This window comes from Cupriavidus sp. GW821-FHT02F09 (assembly GCF_059421605.1).
In genome coordinates, this window is record NZ_JBWKVH010000001.1 from 401,316 (window position 1) to 417,608 (window position 16,293).

General features: G+C 60.6%; 17 protein-coding genes. 9 read left to right on the plus strand and 8 right to left on the minus strand.

From position 1 onward, the window contains the following. The first annotated feature begins 36 nt into the window (after window positions 1-36). The 8 genes from AC07XB_RS02045 to AC07XB_RS02080 all read left to right on the plus strand — a co-directional run bounded on the left by AC07XB_RS02045 (window position 37) and on the right by AC07XB_RS02080 (window position 8,486). Entirely contained in the window at window positions 37-858 is an 822-nt protein-coding gene (locus tag AC07XB_RS02045; RefSeq protein ID WP_492810175.1) for an enoyl-CoA hydratase/isomerase family protein, read from the plus strand. Next, on the plus strand, window positions 851-1,729 hold the full coding sequence (locus tag AC07XB_RS02050; RefSeq protein WP_492827151.1) for a MaoC/PaaZ C-terminal domain-containing protein: 879 nt from the start codon (window positions 851-853) through the stop codon (window positions 1,727-1,729). Before AC07XB_RS02045 ends, AC07XB_RS02050 begins: the two co-directional genes overlap by 8 nt. A gap of 76 nt (window positions 1,730-1,805) precedes the next feature. Further along, window positions 1,806-2,555: an electron transfer flavoprotein subunit beta/FixA family protein gene (locus AC07XB_RS02055; RefSeq protein ID WP_492827149.1), complete on the plus strand. Its 750-nt coding sequence runs from the start codon at window positions 1,806-1,808 to the stop codon at window positions 2,553-2,555. Window positions 2,556-2,572: 17 nt separating this feature from the next. After that, the gene (locus AC07XB_RS02060; RefSeq protein ID WP_492827147.1) at window positions 2,573-3,505 is read left to right on the plus strand and encodes an electron transfer flavoprotein subunit alpha/FixB family protein; all 933 of its coding nucleotides are present in this window, start codon (window positions 2,573-2,575) and stop codon (window positions 3,503-3,505) included. Window positions 3,506-3,931: 426 nt separating this feature from the next. Next, window positions 3,932-4,918, plus strand: coding sequence for a PDR/VanB family oxidoreductase (locus tag AC07XB_RS02065; RefSeq protein ID WP_492827145.1), 987 nt, complete (start codon window positions 3,932-3,934; stop codon window positions 4,916-4,918). Window positions 4,919-4,943: 25 nt separating this feature from the next. Beyond that, window positions 4,944-6,227, plus strand: coding sequence for a cytochrome P450 (locus AC07XB_RS02070; RefSeq protein ID WP_492827143.1), 1,284 nt, complete (start codon window positions 4,944-4,946; stop codon window positions 6,225-6,227). An 8-nt stretch (window positions 6,228-6,235) separates the two neighbouring features. Then, the gene (locus AC07XB_RS02075) at window positions 6,236-7,657 is read left to right on the plus strand and encodes an aldehyde dehydrogenase family protein (RefSeq protein ID WP_492827141.1); all 1,422 of its coding nucleotides are present in this window, start codon (window positions 6,236-6,238) and stop codon (window positions 7,655-7,657) included. 34 nt (window positions 7,658-7,691) lie between these two features. Continuing rightward, complete coding sequence (locus AC07XB_RS02080; protein WP_492827139.1) at window positions 7,692-8,486, plus strand: SDR family NAD(P)-dependent oxidoreductase; 795 nt, start codon at window positions 7,692-7,694, stop codon at window positions 8,484-8,486. On the opposite strand, the gene AC07XB_RS02085 is transcribed toward AC07XB_RS02080, so the two are convergent. From AC07XB_RS02085 to AC07XB_RS02095, 3 genes are all read right to left on the minus strand, one after another. Beyond that, a complete protein-coding gene (locus AC07XB_RS02085) occupies window positions 8,483-9,496 on the minus strand; it encodes an AraC family transcriptional regulator (protein WP_492810191.1) in 1,014 nt (337 codons plus the stop codon). The genes AC07XB_RS02080 and AC07XB_RS02085 overlap by 4 nt on opposite strands. Window positions 9,497-9,695: 199 nt before the next feature. Beyond that, window positions 9,696-10,202 carry a hypothetical protein gene (locus AC07XB_RS02090; RefSeq protein WP_492810193.1) on the minus strand — a complete coding sequence of 169 codons (507 nt, stop codon included), beginning with the start codon at window positions 10,200-10,202 and terminating at the stop codon, window positions 9,696-9,698. Window positions 10,203-10,410: 208 nt separating this feature from the next. Then, complete coding sequence (locus AC07XB_RS02095) at window positions 10,411-10,779, minus strand: hypothetical protein (protein ID WP_492810195.1); 369 nt, start codon at window positions 10,777-10,779, stop codon at window positions 10,411-10,413. 298 nt (window positions 10,780-11,077) lie between these two features. On the opposite strand from AC07XB_RS02095, the gene AC07XB_RS02100 reads away from it, so the two are divergent. After that, the gene (locus AC07XB_RS02100) at window positions 11,078-12,193 is read left to right on the plus strand and encodes a porin (RefSeq protein ID WP_492810197.1); all 1,116 of its coding nucleotides are present in this window, start codon (window positions 11,078-11,080) and stop codon (window positions 12,191-12,193) included. Between the two features lie 126 nt (window positions 12,194-12,319). Here the strand turns inward: AC07XB_RS02100 and AC07XB_RS02105 are convergent, their stop codons facing one another. From AC07XB_RS02105 to AC07XB_RS02125, 5 genes are all read right to left on the minus strand, one after another. Next, window positions 12,320-12,574, minus strand: a complete 255-nt coding sequence (locus AC07XB_RS02105; protein WP_492884669.1) for a tripartite tricarboxylate transporter substrate-binding protein — start codon at window positions 12,572-12,574, stop codon at window positions 12,320-12,322. Between the two features lie 111 nt (window positions 12,575-12,685). Then, on the minus strand, window positions 12,686-13,483 hold the full coding sequence (locus AC07XB_RS02110; protein WP_492827137.1) for an enoyl-CoA hydratase/isomerase family protein: 798 nt from the start codon (window positions 13,481-13,483) through the stop codon (window positions 12,686-12,688). A gap of 10 nt (window positions 13,484-13,493) precedes the next feature. Beyond that, entirely contained in the window at window positions 13,494-13,895 is a 402-nt protein-coding gene (locus AC07XB_RS02115) for a Zn-ribbon domain-containing OB-fold protein (RefSeq protein ID WP_492810203.1), read from the minus strand. 3 nt (window positions 13,896-13,898) lie between these two features. Then, on the minus strand, window positions 13,899-15,074 hold the full coding sequence (locus AC07XB_RS02120; protein WP_492827135.1) for a thiolase family protein: 1,176 nt from the start codon (window positions 15,072-15,074) through the stop codon (window positions 13,899-13,901). A gap of 196 nt (window positions 15,075-15,270) precedes the next feature. Then, window positions 15,271-16,260 (minus strand): Bug family tripartite tricarboxylate transporter substrate binding protein, encoded by a 990-nt coding sequence (locus tag AC07XB_RS02125; protein ID WP_492827133.1) that lies wholly within the window; start codon window positions 16,258-16,260, stop codon window positions 15,271-15,273. Window positions 16,261-16,293: the final 33 nt, after the last annotated feature.

Below are 16,293 nucleotides of genomic sequence, written 5' to 3' on the forward strand. Positions count from 1 at the left end.
AGATAGGTTGCCAGTTTCACTTTGGTGAGGATCAGTATGAGCGACAGTGAAGATGTCAAGCTGACATATGAAGGCGGGGTGGCCATTGTCACCCTAAACCGGCCGCGTGCCAAAAATGCGCTGGTGCCTGCCATGGCGGATGCCATGACGCAGATGTTCCGATGGTTTCGTTCGGATCCGCGGGTACGCGCAGTGCTGCTGACGGGCGCAGGAAGCGATTTCTGCTCCGGCGGCGACGTCAAGGGGATGGGGAGCGCAAGCCAGCGGAATCCGGAGGAGCGCCGTGAGGGGCTGAATGCTTACAGGGATCTCGTCCTGGCCATATCGTCTCTCGACAAGCCCGTTATTGCGGCAGTCGACGGCGTCGCGTATGGCGGTGGACTGAGCCTTGCACTCCTGGCGGACATCGTTATCTGCTCATATCGCGCCAGGATGTCGGTTGCCTTTCATCGTGTCGGCCTCGTACCAGACAACGGGGCCTGGTACACGTTGCCGCGCATTGTTGGGCTCCAACGTGCGAAGGAGCTAGTGTTCTCTGCACGGGAATTCCACGCAGACGAGGCGAAAGAGATGGGGCTGGCCATGGAAGTGGTGGCCCCGGAAAGACTGATGGCGCGCGCACTGGAGCTTGCGCGCAGTTTCGAAGGTGCCTCAGCCACAGCGGTGAGCCTGTCCAAGCAGGCTCTACAGAAGTCGCTGCAATGCGACCTGGAGACCATGCTGAATCTGGAGGCCGCAGGCCAGGCCATCGCCGGTGGCAGTGACTACGCACGTGAATCGGTTCGTCGGTTTGCGGCCAAAGAGCCAGCGCAATTCCGTTGGCCTGCGTTGCCAAAAAGTGAGTACACGCATGATTGACTACGATAAGACCAAAGCCTGGCAGTCGGGCGATGTTCAGCACCACTACACCGAGAAAGATAGCATTCTCTATGCACTCGGCTTGGGGATCGGGGCCGATCCGCTGGACGCGCAACAACTGCAGTTCGTCTACGAGAAGAATCTCGTCACCTTGCCGACGATGGCGGCAGTTCTTGCCTCGCCGGGTTCCTGGATGCGTGACCGCAAAGAGCTCGGAATCGACTTCCTCAAGCTGGTTCATGGTGAGCAGGGCGTGACGTTGCACAAGCCCCTTCCTGCCTCCGGCTCTCTGATCGGACGCAGTCGCGTGGTACGGATCGTGGACAAGGGCGAAGGGAAAGGCGCAGTGCTGCACGTCGAGAAAACTTTGCATGACGCAGCGACTGGCGAGCAGTTTGCGACAACGGAACAAGTGCTCTTCCTGCGCGGCGACGGTGGATTCTCCAAGAACGGAGGCGGGGACGAAGCCGCGCCTGCTTCGCCGTCAACGCCGGAGACTGCGCCCGAAGTTACGGTGGAGCTGCCGACGCGACAGGACGCGGCGGTACTTTATCGCCTGTCTGGTGACCTGAATCCGCTGCACATCGACCCTGCCGTCGCCGCGAAGGCGGGCTTTGCGCGCCCCATCTTGCACGGGCTGGCAACCTACGGCAACGCGTGTCACGGCATCGTCAAGGCCTTCTGTGGGTACGACGCGAGCCTGCTCCAATCCATTCGCGCGCGTCTCACCTCACCGGTGTATCCCGGAGAAACTCTCGTGCTCGATTGTTGGAAAACCTCGAATTCCGAAGTGGCATTCCGTGCGCGGCTGAAGGAGCGAGATGTCATTGTCCTCGCGAATGGCAGGGCCGTGCTGGCGGGTCGCGCATAAGGAACGACTCCCCGTGGCATAGAGGGAAGCGAGCGGGGCCGTCACACAAGTTAAACGAAGTCTCATAGGTGAAGCAGTGAAGATACTTGTCGCAGTGAAGCGAGTGGTGGACTCCAACGTCAAGGTCCGCGTGAAGTCGGATGGTTCGGGCGTCGACTTGGCCAACATCAAGATGAGTGCCAATCCCTTTGATGAGATCGCAGTCGAGGAAGCCGTGCGTCTGAAAGAGGCGGGGGTGGCGACGGAAGTGGTCGCGGTTTCTTGCGGAACGTCGCAGTGCCAGGAAACCCTGCGTACCGCGATGGCCATCGGTGCCGACCGCGGCATCCTGGTGGAATCGAATGAAGACCTGCAGCCGCTGGCCGTGGCCAAGCTGCTCAAGGCGCTGATCGACAAGGAACAGCCGAGCCTGGTGATCCTGGGCAAGCAGGCCATCGACGACGACTCGAACCAGACCGGCCAGATGGTGGCCGCGCTGGCCGGGCTGCCGCAAGCCACGTTCGCCTCGAAGGTGGTGGTTGCTGGCGGCAAGGCGTCGGTCACGCGGGAAGTGGATGGCGGTCTGGAAACCGTGTCGGTCAAGCTGCCGGCCGTGGTGACCACCGACCTGCGCCTGAACGAGCCGCGCTACGTGACGCTGCCGAACATCATGAAGGCCAAGAAGAAGCCGCTGGAAACCGTCAAGCCGGAAGACCTCGGTGTCGACGTGAAGCCGCGCCTGTCCACCGTCAAGGTCGTCGAGCCTGCCAAGCGCAGCGCCGGCGTGATGGTGCCGGACGTTGCCACGCTGGTGCAAAAGCTGAAGTCTGAAGCCAAGGTTATCTGAGCGCGGGGAGATAGAACATGACTGCACTTGTCATTGCTGAACACGACAATCAATCGATCAAGGCCGCCACGCTGAACGCCGTGACGGCAGCCGCCCAATGCGGCGGCGATGTCCACGTGCTGGTGGCCGGCTCGAACGCCAAGGCCGCTGCCGACGCCGCCGCGAAGATCGCCGGCGTGGCGAAGGTGCTGCTGGCCGATGCGCCGTACTTTGCCGACAGCCTGGCCGAGAACGTCGCCGAGCAGATCCTGGCCATCGCCAGCGACTACTCGCATATCGTCGCGCCGGCCACCGCCTCGGGCAAGAACATCCTGCCGCGCGTGGCTGCCAAGCTCGATGTGGCGCAACTGTCGGACATCACCAAGGTCGATTCGCCCGACACGTTCGAGCGTCCGATCTACGCCGGCAACGCGATCGCCACGGTCAAGTCGGCCGACAAGATCAAGGTGATCACCGTGCGCGGCACGGCGTTCGACCAGGCTGCGGCTGAGGGCGGCTCGGCCAGCGTGGAAACGCTGCCGGCGGTTGCCGACGCGGGCCTGTCGCAATTTGTGTCGCGCGAGCTGACCAAGAGCGACCGTCCGGAGCTGACCGCCGCCAAGATCATCGTCTCGGGTGGCCGCGGCGTGGGGTCGGGCGAGAACTACACCAAGGTGCTGACGCCGCTGGCCGACAAGCTGGGCGCTGCGCTGGGTGCATCGCGCGCGGCAGTCGACGCCGGCTTCGTGCCGAACGACTATCAGGTAGGCCAGACCGGCAAGATCGTCGCGCCGCAGCTGTACATCGCCGTCGGTATCTCGGGCGCGATCCAGCATCTGGCCGGCATGAAGGATTCCAAGGTGATCGTGGCGATCAACAAGGACGCCGAAGCCCCGATCTTCTCGGTGGCGGATTACGGCCTGGTGGGGGACCTGAACACCGTGGTTCCCGAGCTGGTGGGGGCACTCTAACGTGTTTGGTTGACGGCGTCCCGCGCGTTGCCGCAGGGACCTGTCTGCAATTGTTTTCGGGTGGTGACTTCAACCAGCTTGCTCCTGCTGGCTTACAGCGGCGCTGAACGGCGCCGCTTTTCTTTTGCTGGGCGAGCCCTGTTAGGCGTGCGCTTCTATGTCGAGGAAGTTTGGGTTGTCGTCAATCCAGGCCCCTGTCGCTTCGGGATGGATATTCGGACGATGTCTTCGAGTCGCTACGTGTCGACTTGATAGGTGATCCACAAGAAACAAGAGTCGATCGGCATCGCGCGGCGTTAGGCATTTCGGTCAGCAAAGTTGACCAAATCGGTCATCGCCGTTTCCCGCTAAGAACTCTAAGCTATCTCCACGCATTTTCCGGCCTCATCGGGCCAAGGTCGGAAGCGAAATCGGATGGAGACAAAGATGAACGACATTGTAGGTGAGACACCCTTCCTCGAGCTAAGGCTTGCAGCAAGGCGGCAGGAAGCGGAAGGCATTATGTCCTTTGAGTTGATGCATCCGGATGGAGCGCCACTGCCGGCCTTCGAAGCGGGCGCGCATATCCTGGTAGACGTTGCACCTGGTGTATCGCGCGCGTACTCCCTGTGCAACGATCCAGCCGAGCGACATCGCTATCTCATTGCGGTCCTACGTACGGAAGATTCACGGGGCGGATCCGTCGGCATGCATCAAGCGATCCAGCCCGGCCAACTGGTCCGGGTCAGCTTCCCCCGTAATGAATTCGAATTGCTACCGGGCGAAGGCCGGACACTGCTTATCGCCGGCGGAATCGGGATTACACCGCTACTGGCGATGGCTGAGACGCTGGCAAACGCCAATCGAGAGTTTGAACTCCATTACTGTACACGTGAGGCGGCGAAAACGGCCTTTACGGCCCGGATAAAGACCCGATTTTCGGCGCGTACCCGCTTCTATCACGATCTGCCACCGGAAGCACCGCCATTCGACGCGCGCAAGGTATTGCAGCAGCGGGGCCCCGATGACCAGGTGTACGTCTGCGGTCCGTCGGGATTTATCGACCACATCCTGTCGACGGCGGCAGCGCTCGGATGGGACAAGCGCCAGCTACATCGGGAGTTCTTCGCTCCGCCCACCACACAGCCCGACGCCCTGGCCGATGAGACTGCCTTCGATCTGATTCTGTCCTCATCGGGGAAGAAGGTGCACGTGCCTTGTGGGGTGAGCGCCGCGGCAGCACTGCTGGAGGCGGGCATCTCCCTCTCGATGTCCTGCGAGCAAGGAATTTGCGGCACCTGCGCGACCACGGTTCTCGATGGAGTGCCCGAGCATCGCGACCACTATTTGACCGATGAAGATAAGGCTCGCAACGACTGCTTTATGCCGTGCCGCTCGCGCGCCAGAACCCCAGAGCTGTTGCTGGACCTTTGACCACATTGAGGGGACGAGAATGGAAATGCAGAACATCGACAAGGAACTCGCAAGCCACGAGCTTTATGCCGATCCAGAGCGGATGCATGAGCTGTTTGCTCAGGTGAGACGGGAGGATCCCTTGCACTGGACGGCTGCGCCCAGTCATCCGCCGTTCTGGGCGGTGACGAAACAGTCCGACATTGTCGAAATTGGGAAACATCCCGATGTCTTCATCGCGTCGCCAAAGAGCTTTATCCTCGATGACGTGGAGCTTCGGATCCGCAATGAGGAGACGGCCAACACCAACGGGAAGCTCGTCCGAACGATGATTCATATGGACGAGCCCGACCACAAGAAGTATCGAGGCCTCACGCAGTCCTATTTCATGCCCGCAAGCATCAAGCGACTCGACTCGATCATTCAGGAACGCGCTCGCGCGCTGGTGGACAGACTGCTCCAGAAACAGGGTGCGTGCGAGTTTTGCAGCGAGATTGCGGTCTGGTATCCGCTGCAGATTGTCATGACACTGCTGGCGGTACCTGAGGAGGATCACGCATACCTGCTTCGGCTGACGCAGCAATTCCTGGCACCCAAGGATCCGACGCTTCGGCGCGACGGAGCCGATACAAATGGCAAGAGCGCCGTCGCCAAGGAGTACTTCTCCTACTTCGGAAAGATGCTTGGCGAGCGGCGCGCGGCCCCGCTCAAGGAAGACTTGGGCTCGCTGATCGCGCATGCGACGGTAGATGGCCAGCCGCTGCCCCTAATGGAAGCGGTCTCCTACTACGTCATCCTTGCGACGGCGGGGCATGACACTACGAGTTCGTCCATGGGCAGCGGCCTTTACTACCTCCTGAAACAGCCGGGAGAGATGGAGCGTCTTCGTGCACATCCCGAACTGATGCAGACGGCGGTGGAGGAAATGTTCCGCCACGGTAGCCCTGTCAAGCATTTTGTTCGCACGGCGACACGAGATTTCGAGCTGCGAGGCAAGACGATTCGGGCAGGGGAGGAGGTCGCCTTGTTCTATCACAGTGCGAATTTCGACGAAGAGGTTTTTGACGATCCTCGCTGTTTTCGCATCGATCGCTCCCCCAACAAGCATGTGGGATTCGGATTCGGGATTCACGCCTGCCTGGGCCAAAATCTCGCGAGGGCCAGCATGCGTGCCTTCTTTACCGAACTGCTGACGCGCACGGAGCGTATCGAAGTTGTTGGCGATCCTGAATTCATCGCTAGCAACCAGGTTGGTGGTCTGAAAACACTGAACATCCGTGTTACGCCTGCGCGCGCGATCACGCCCTCACACGGAGAAATTGCTGCATGAGCGCCCAAATGGATACCCTGCACCCCTTCACGCTGACTATCGGCGGCAAGTCCGCCAGTACGGCGCGCTCGATTGATGTAATTGATCCGGCCACTGGCGAGGTGTTTGCAAAAGCGCCGGATTGCGAGCCAGAACTGCTTGATGCCGCAGTTCGGGCGGCGCGCGCAGCCCAGCCCGCATGGGCGGCGTTGCCATGGTCGACGCGCCAGGCGTATTTGACGAGGATTGCAGCAGTCTATGTCACACACCAGGACGAGCTGGCGAGACTGCTAACGCGAGAGCAAGGTAAGCCCCTGGCACGCGCCAAGGCCGAAGTGGCGAACGCCGCTTACTGGTTCTCGGAGCTTGCACGGATGAACCTTCCTGATGTGGTGATCCAAGACAACCCTCAAGCCTACGTCTTGACCCGGCGCGTGCCGATGGGTGTCGTGGGCGCCATGGTGCCCTGGAACTATCCGGTCGTCCTTGCCGCGTGGAAGATTGCGCCGGCGCTGCTGACCGGCAATACGCTTGTCCTCAAACCGTCGCCATTCACGCCCCTGGTGACCCTGCGTCTTGGAGAACTACTGCGCGATGTGCTGCCGCCCGGTGTGCTCAATGTCGTCAGTGGTGGGGACGAACTGGGCCCATGGATGTCGGCACATGCGGGCTTCGACAAGCTCTCCTTCACAGGCTCGACGGCAACGGGCAGGCGCGTCATGGCGAGCGCGGCCGGAAGCCTCAAACGGCTGACTCTGGAACTTGGCGGCAATGACGCCGCGATTGTCATGCCAGACGTCGATATCGAGACCGTGGCGGAAAAGCTGTTCTGGGGAGCTTTCGTCAATAGCGGACAGATCTGCATTGCCGCAAAGCGCGTGTATATCCACGACTCCATCTACGACCGTATGGCAGAGGCGCTCGTCCGTCTGGCCGAGAAGACACCGATGGGGCCCGGCGAGCGAGACGGCATTGAGCTCGGGCCAGTACAGAACATCCGGCAATTTGAGCGTCTCGAAGGCTTGCTTCAGGACTGCAAGGACAACCATCTCAGGTTCCTGGCCGGCGGCGACGTTGTGAGCGGGCCTGGGTACTTCATCCCAGTGACGCTGGTGGACAACCCGCCAGATGATGCGCAGATCGTCAAGGAAGAGCCATTTGGTCCAATCCTGCCGCTGCTGAGGTTCAGTAGTGTTGCCGAGGTGGTGGCCCGCGCCAATGCGTCGGAGTACGGCCTGGCAGGCTCGGTATGGTGCCGCGACGAGACGGTGGCCCTCGAGATCGCTAGCCAGTTGCAGACGGGAACGGTCTGGATCAACCAGATACAGGCGGTCACGCCTCACACCCCAATGGCCGGACACAAGCAATCCGGGGCGGGTGTCGAGAACGGGGAGGAAGGACTGGCGGGATATACGTTGCCGCAGACGCTTTCTGTCAAACGTGCGAACTGAAACTCGCTGATGAATACATATTGAGAAGATAGCTATGCAACTTCAGAACAAAGTCATTTTGGTAACTGGCGCCGCAAGTGGCATCGGCCGGCAAACGTCCCTGACCTTGGGTGCAGCGGGCGCCAAAGTGTTTGCCACCGACCTCAACCACGACGGCGCGGAAAAGACCGCGGCGATGATTCGCGCCGCTGGCGGCATCGCGACTGGCCTGCTGCACGACGTCACGGAAGAGGGTGCATGGCGGCGCGTCATTCAGTGCATTGAAGAGACAGAGGGCCGGCTTGATGGCTTGGTCAACAGCGCCGGGCTCATGGTGGTGCGCCCGTTCCTTGAGACCGATTTTTCCCTGTACCGTCGGCAGCAGGCGATCAACGTTGACAGTGTCTGGCTTGGCTCCCAAGCGTCCTACTCGCTTCTTTCGAAGACGGCGTCCGAATATGGGAGCGCCTCCATTGTCAACCTTTGCTCGATCCTCGGGCAGAAGGGAGGCGGGATGCACGCGGCGTACTGCACCTCGAAGGGGGCGGTACGCCTGATGAGCAAAGCCTTGGCGATCGAGTTCGGTAAAGCCCGGATCCGCGTCAACTCCGTTCATCCCGGGCTGGTGGAGACCCCGCTCGGTATGGGAGCGATGCAGGACATGATCAGTCATGGAGTTCCGCTGGCGTCTGCAGGTGCCGCGGCAGACATCGTCGCGCAAAAGACGCCACTGGGTCGGTGGGCCCAGCCGACGGATGTGGCTAACCTCATCTCGTTCCTCTGCGCGGAGGAATCGCAGTTCATTAGCGGTACCGAACTGACTGTCGATGGCGGGTACAGCGCCTCCTAGTCCGCGCGGCCCGAGTCTTGACGTCGGTACTGAACCGGCGTCAGGCCGGTGGAGCGTCGGAATGCACGGTGAAATGCACTAGGCTCGGAGAAGCCCAAGCGGATGCCGATTTCGGCTACGGTCAGCCTGGATTGGTCGAGCAGACGAATGGCCGCGTCGCGACGCACCCCATCGATAATCGCCCGGAAGCTTTGTCCTTCCTGGAAGAGCTTTCGGCGCAATCCCTTGTCGGTGAGTCCCATGGTTGCCGCCAACTCTGCCGAAGTCGGTAGCCGTGCTACGTCCCACTGGTAGAGACGCTTCCTTACCTGTATCGCAACGGGCATATCTTCGGAGTACAGCGCCATTCTCCGCGCGGGCCAGTGCAGCAGGAAAGACCGGAGGCCCCGAAGATCGGTGACGACGCGGTCATCGAGATGGCTCGCATCAAACGTGATCCGGCTCTTGTTACCGGGGCATACGGGCGCCTGAAAGAGCGCAGATACTGCAGTGCCGTCCAGAAAGTACTGTCGAAGAGACACCTCGTGGATCGCGATGGGTCTTTGGACCAGCCATGACATCAGGCCGATGGCGCCATACAGCAAGATCAAATGGCCGGTGGAGCGATATGTTCCGGCGGGACTGTTGTCCACAATTTCCAAGCAGGCCACCTCGCCTTTTGTACGCAGACGCGGCGAGAATTCGTCGATGGCGAGCCGGTACAGACTGCAACCCACGCGCAACGCGTCGCCGAGGGATGGGCTGAGAAGCATCTGCCGAGCGACAAGCAAAAACGTCCCAGGGCGCACCGCCCGTGAGCACACGCCCATCATTTCGTCGCGCAATGCACGCTGCAAACGTCGCATGACTCGTGCGAATTGAAGCAGTGAGACGTCTTGAGTCGCATTGCCCTGTAGCGTTGTCGGCAACCCGTATTGACGAAGCAGCGTGTCAATGTCGTGGCCTCTTGCCTGCGCAGGATAGAGAAGGACGAGCAAGTAGAGCAGTGGGATGCCTTCCTGCGTTTCCACGCCCGCTAAGTTTCTGTGCTGTTGCATTATCGGACCTACGTCGCACGCTTTTGAACATCGGCTTGGCATCGGTCCACCCTAGAGCGTTTGACCGACGCCGATTTCATAGGAAAGATGGATGGCCGGTGGATGTCCCCCCGTCCGCGTCCAGGCGTCTGCCGGTACCAAGGACGTGTCCAATCCCACTGCCGTTCCTTCATTACTCGAAACGCTCGTTACGTTCAGCCTTGTGGACAAGCAGGGGTGGCGGGCTGAAACGTTCGCCGAATCGCTTCGCGAGCTCTGCGGCGCGTTCAGCGCACCGGCGGGTGCCAGTCATGTTCACGAACTGAATGACGCCACCGGTCCAGCGGGGGAAGCCGATGCCGAGGATGGAACCGATGTTGGCGTCGCGCGTTGTCTCGATAACGCCTTCCTCCATAATGCGGATTGCTTCAATGGCCTGGATGTAGAGAATCCGGTCGCGCAGATCCTCCAGCGAGAACTCGACGTCTGCCTTACCAAACTCCTGGGTGAGGCCCGACCAAAGGTGCTTCGGTTTGTTCTTGCGGTATTCGTAGAATCCGCCGCCGCCAGCCCTGCCGGGGCGGTTCAAGCCCTCGGCCATGCGCGAAATGACCGCCCAGCCTGGGTGCGAGGGCATGGTCTTGCCCAAGGCAGCCAAGTCTTGCTCGGTCTGCTTCTTGACGGACAAACTGAGCGCCATCGATGTCTCGTCCATGACGGCTAGGGGGGGCCGACCGGCATTCCGACACTGAGCGCCGCGTTTTCGATGACCGCCGCTGGGACTCCCTCCGACAGCATGGAGGGCCACCGAACCTCTGACGTTCAACGCAATGCTCTCGGATGTCGTTATCCATTTAGGCACAAAACAACTCCTGAAAACGTTTAGGGAAAGGCGGACGCGCCATGCTTCATGTCGAACGCCTGACGACCATCCAGAACACATAGCGGAATAGCTGGCTCTGTCTGCCGACTTCTTGGATCAGAGACTGAATCATGGCATTCGGCCAACGGATCGACAGTTCACTGCCCGCCGCCATTAACAGCACCGACGATTGAAAATCCCCTTCCGAGACTGACTCGTCCACGGCGGAAACCAGTAGGGCGCGACGCTGCGTCTGCGTCAGGGTTGGGGAGGCGCTGATGATTGACCTAGTCAGCGTACGCAGGTCTTTGAGCAGGGAAGACCGTGTTTCTTTGTTCGCTTCCGCGGGCAGGCCCACTTCTGAGGCCAGAAATCGGATCTCGTGCTTGATGGAGGCGTGGTCAAGTTCATTCATGGCGTCGGGGCTTAAGCAAGCTAAGGGTGGCAATACTGAGATGGCGATTGGGGCACCGAGAGGGGTAAGGGGCGAGCCCTGATGTGCCAACGCGGGCGCGCGACGCACCAACTCACCCCCTCATAATAGCAGTGGTTGAACCAATGAGAACATCGATCGGGTTTTCCACTATACCTATGGTTCAACCAATGCTATTTAATCCGTCGAAGCGAACGGACGGCATCAGACAAGTCCAGCGCCTGAAGCTCTTAGCGAGGCATTGCTCGCGAGATGACGAAAGAGAACCGGAGGAGACAAGGTGAAGAAAACGATGCTTGCTCTGACAGCCGTTGGGTTGTCCGGGGCTGCGTGGCATGCCAATGCCAGTGTGACCCTGTATGGCGTCATTGACTCGAATATCGAGTATGTGAACAAGCTTACGAATACCAGTGGTGTATCCGGCAGCGCCTTGCGCAATAGCGGCGGGGGCTTTGCAAGCAATCGCTGGGGCATGCGTGGAACGGAAGATCTCGGCGGCGGCCTCAAGGCGGTGTTTACTGTGGAAGGTGGCTTCTCCACCGATACGGGCACGCAATTTAACGCCGCCAAGCTCTATGACCGGCAGACATTCGTGGGCCTGAGCAGCGCGACCTATGGCACGCTGACGTTCGGTCGGCAGTACAGCACCCTGTTTCGTGGCCTGGCCAACTATTCCCCCACCGCGTACGCGCCGATGTACGAGCCGTTGGGGCTGCTCATCGGGATGAACCTGCGCAACGACAACAGTCTGAACTATCTCATTGAGCGGGGCGCGATTTCGGCGCGTGCGCACTGGACGTTCGGCAACGGGGTCTTTGGGGCGGGCGAGACTCCGGGGCAGTTCCGCGCAAACGCAGGCTACGGCGCGTCCCTGGAGTACTCGCCTGGCAACTTTGGCATGTCGGTCGCGTATGACCAGTTTTATCCCACGCTGACGGCGCTCGGCGACACGGGCATCGGGAACTTCCGTAAGGCCGCGATTGCGGCTGGCTACAACATGGGTCCGATTCGGCTGTCTGGTGGCTATCGCTGGGGGCGCAACGAGTTTTCGAACGGCTCGGTGGCGTTTCGAGACGATTTCCTCTGGTTTGGTATCAACTATCAGGCCGCCCCGAAAGTCAATTTGACGCTGGCCTACTACTACGACAAGCTGCACACCATTCGCGCCCAGTACAACGGCGCAGAAGTCGATCGCAACAGCCCCTATCAGGTTAGCTTCATGGCGAGCTACGACTTCTCGAAACGGACCAATGTCTATCTGACGACCGCATACGCCAAGAACGCTGCCTTGGCATTCGGCGGGATAGCAACCACTGCCACCAGCGGCAGCTACCTGCTCGGTGCGGGCAAGAGCAGCCAGGTGGGGGCGGCCATTGGTATCCGCCACATCTTCTGAATCGCGTTTCGAATTCATGCTTTGGGGCGCCGTGAGGCGCCCTTTTTTTTTTGCTCGTCGTAAGCGGATGCTCGTGCCCGCCGCACCTTTAGGCACTGTCGCGGCAGGATGGCGCCTAATGACGAATTAGTCGACGCGGATCGCGCTCGCCTGTTTGATGGCTAGCCACTCCGCATGCGATTTGCGCATGAGCGCGCCGAATTGCTCGGGTGACAGGGGAGGTGCGACTTCGAGACCATTGTCGAGCATCTGGCGTTGGAATTCGGGCGAACTCGAGGCGCTTGTGATGGCCGCATGCAATTGCTCGACAATGGCCTTCGGCGTTCCCGCGGGCGCAAAGCAGCGGTTGTCCCTTGCGTTGCGGGATGTGATCGGACGGATTTTCCTAGCCGGGAGGCCACCTAAGTCGCAGGCATTGCTGCCTTGCGTAAGTGAGCGATATGGGTGGGATGGTGCCTGGCGCGCAGCCCCGTGCGCCTGCGCGCTCGGCGATCACGTTGAGGCAGGCGGGACGCCGCGGAAGGGCGGCGTGCGTTTGGCCAACATGGCATCGATGGCGATCCGAGGCTCGGGCGCGGAAAAAGCGGCGGCCTGGCTTGCAGCCTCCAGACTGAACATCGACTGCTGGTCAACATCCAAGGACGCATTCAGGGCGGCTTTGGTCAAAGCCAGAGCCGCCGGGGCGGCGTGCGTCAGGCTTTCCGCGATATCGCGCACCCGGTCTTCCAGGGCGTCGCTCGGCTGAACTTCCATGACAAGGCCCATTCGCTGCGCTTCGTCTGCGCAAAGCTCCCGGGTCGAGAACATCAACGCCTTCGCGCGTTGCAGACCCACGGCCCGCGGCAACAGGTACAGCGCACCCAAATCTGGTACGAGGCCCAATCGCAAATACGCCATGGAGAATCGGGCACGCGGGGTGGCAATGACCATGTCTGCCGCCAGCGCCAGCGCAAAGCCTGCGCCGAAGGCTGGACCATCCACTGCAGCGATCACTGGTTTTCCCAGGCTCAACATGTCGTGAATGAAGCGCAGACCTTCCTTGATGCGATGTTGCCAGTATGCCGGACCTGAATCGACATGTTCACGCAACAACTGCAAGTTGCCGCCGGCGCAAAACGAGCCCGGTTCACTGATCAGGACGAGTGCACGAATCTCCGAGTCGCTGCGGGCGCGCTCGAGGACCGAGATCAGTTCGGAACGCAACTCCGCGTCAAATGGGTTGTGCTTTTTGGATCGGGTCAGCCGGATCCATCCGACGCGGTTGATGACTTCGAAGGCGAGAGTTTCCATGAGGGGCTCGCTATACCGGGGTGAACATTGGGATGACGGCATCGTCGCCCTCGGCCGGTTTGAAGCAAACCTTGACGCGTTGGCCGATTGTCAGGGTGTCCAGGTCGCAATCGACGATGTTAGTGAGCATTGTTGGCCCTTCGTCGAGTGTGACGTAGGCAATGGCGTAGGGCGTGGGGCCAGCCTTGCGGGTAACGCTCACGCTGTAGATGGTTCCTTGTCCGGACAGGCCTTCCCACTCGGTGTCACCCTGACAGAAGGGGCACAGCGCGCGGGGGTACCAATGCAGCTTGCTGCAGGACTTGCATCGTTTCGTGCTCAGAACACCTTCCCGAGCAAGGCGCCAGTAGTGCTCGGTACTGGCGTCGGTCAGCGGAGGCGAAAGCGGGCGTTCAACGTAGGGGGTGCTCATTGCTCATTCCCTTTCCAGAATTAATGTTGCGCTGCCATGCCGCGATCCGAGCAGACCGCCCGTACCTTGTGCGAGGGCCAGGCCGCAGTTGGCTACCTGGACCTTGGGGTGGGCCTCACCGCGGAGTTGCCGGACAGCTTCGATGACCTTGGTAATGCCGCCACGATTGGCAGGATGGTTGTTGCACAGGCCGCCGCCATCCGTGTTGAACGGGAGCTTGCCTACCCCAGAGATGAGGTTGCCGTCCGCCACAAATTTGCCACCTTCGCCTTTCTTGCAGAATCCGAGGTCTTCCAGTTGCATTAGGACCGTGATTGTGAAGCTGTCATAGATGGAGGCGTACTGGATGTCTGATGGCCTGACGCCTGACTCTTCGAACGCGGCGGGTCCGGAGATGGCCGCCCCGGACCAGGTCAAGTCGACATTGCCGCCCAGTTGGCCTTTGATCGTTTCGCCTGCGCCCAGTACGTTGACGATGGGCCGTTGCAGTCGTCGGGCGATCTCCGGTCGTGCCACGACGAGCGCACCACCGCCGTCGCTGACCACGCAGCAATCCAGTTTATGGAGAGGATCGGCGAGCAACGGGGATGCGAGAACGTCTTCCACCGTCACCGGTTCTCGCAGCATCGCATGGGGGTTGTGCTGTGCATGGGCCGCTGCAGCCACCTTGATCCAAGCGAGTTGCTCGGAAGTGGTGCCAAATTCGTACATATGCCGTGCGGCTGCCAGGGCATACATGTTGACCGTCACGGGCGCATACGGCATTTCCCACGGTACGTCTGGCGTGGACGCGGTGACGAGTCGCGCGCCAACGCCGACGCCGCTCGCCCCTTCAGTACGAGGGCGCCCGGCGAGCGTAATGAGTGCGACATTGCACTTGCCGGCAGCAATCGCCTGCGCGGCGTGCGATACGTGAATCAGGTAGGCGGAGCCACCTGTATCCGTGGTGTCTACGTAGCGAAGATGCGTCAGGCCCAAGTAGTCGGCCATGCTGTTTGCCCCCAGTCCGGGGGCATCGCCGGCGCAGAAATAGCCGTCCACGTCTTGAAGGGTCAGCCCGGCGTCCTCGAGCGCGCCTTTCGCGCATTCGGCGTGCAACTGGGCGACGGTCTTGTCTGGTGCTTTGCGTGTGGGGTGCTCGTAAGCGCCCACAATGCATGCCTTGCCTTTGATGGTCATGTTTGCTCCGTTTGGATCTGTCTCCACGTCGATAATATCATTGGTTCAACCATATGCAATAGAGAGAAGGGACGAACGATGGCGGGGGCGAGGCAAGCGCACGAAGATGGATGCGAAGGCGGTGGAGCTGGAAAGACAAAGAGCCCGGCGGAACGAACGATCCGCTGGGCTCTTGCGGCCGGAAGCCGGCGTGTGGCTAGTCTAGCTTGATGTTGTTGTCGAGAACGATCTTGCCCCAGCGTTTGATATCGCTCGCAATGAGTTCCGAAAACTGAGCGCTGGTCGTGACGGTCGGCTCGAATCCCATTTCGAGGATCTTCCTCTGAACGTCGGGCAGGGCGACGACACGTCGAATTTCCTGGCTAAACTTCTCGACGATCGCCGCAGGCGTACCAGCTGGCAGGAAGATGCCGCCCCATCCCGGGATGTTGATGTCAGGATATCCCGCTTCCGCGAAGGTGGGGACGTCGGGAAAGGTCTTGAGCCGCTTCGTGCTCGCGACGGCCAATAGTCGAACCTTTCCGCCACTCATTTGATGCGCGTAGAGTCCTACCGATCCGTAAGCCAGTTCAATATTGCCGCCAACGAGATCCGTGAAGGCAGGGGATTCCCCCTTGTAGGCGACATGCTTGATCTTCACGCCGGCGAGGTGGTTCAAGCCCTCGCCGATAATATGCCCCCCGGAACCCATGCCGTAGCTGCCGAAGCTGAATTTGTCCGGTTGCGCCTTGGCGAGTTTGATGATGCTCGCCAGATCCGTGGCGGGCAGCTTCGTGCTCGACGCCAACGCAACGGGCAACCAGGCGACTTGGGACACGGGGATCAGGTCGCTCGCCTTGTACGGCGGGTTGGGCTGGAGCACGAGGTTCTGCACGAAGCCGCTCACGGTAAGTAGCGCCGTATAGCCATCTGCCGGCGACCTGGCCACGGCACTGGTGGCCAGCATCGTGTTTGCGCCCGGCTTCGAATCGACAACGATTTGTTGTCCCCAGGCCTTGCTCATGTGCTCGCCGAGGATGCGTGCCATGAGGTCCAGGTTTCCGCCGGCGGCGGTCGGCACGACCAAGCGGATGGGCTTGGTCGGAAAGTCCTTGGACTGCGCCATGGCCGTCGTGCTTGCGCTGACGAACAAGGCGCCCACCGTAGCGGTGAGAATCCTGCGCTGCCTGTTGGGTTGGGTTGCCATCGTTGTCTCCGTTTTGTTCATTATTGCGGGCTG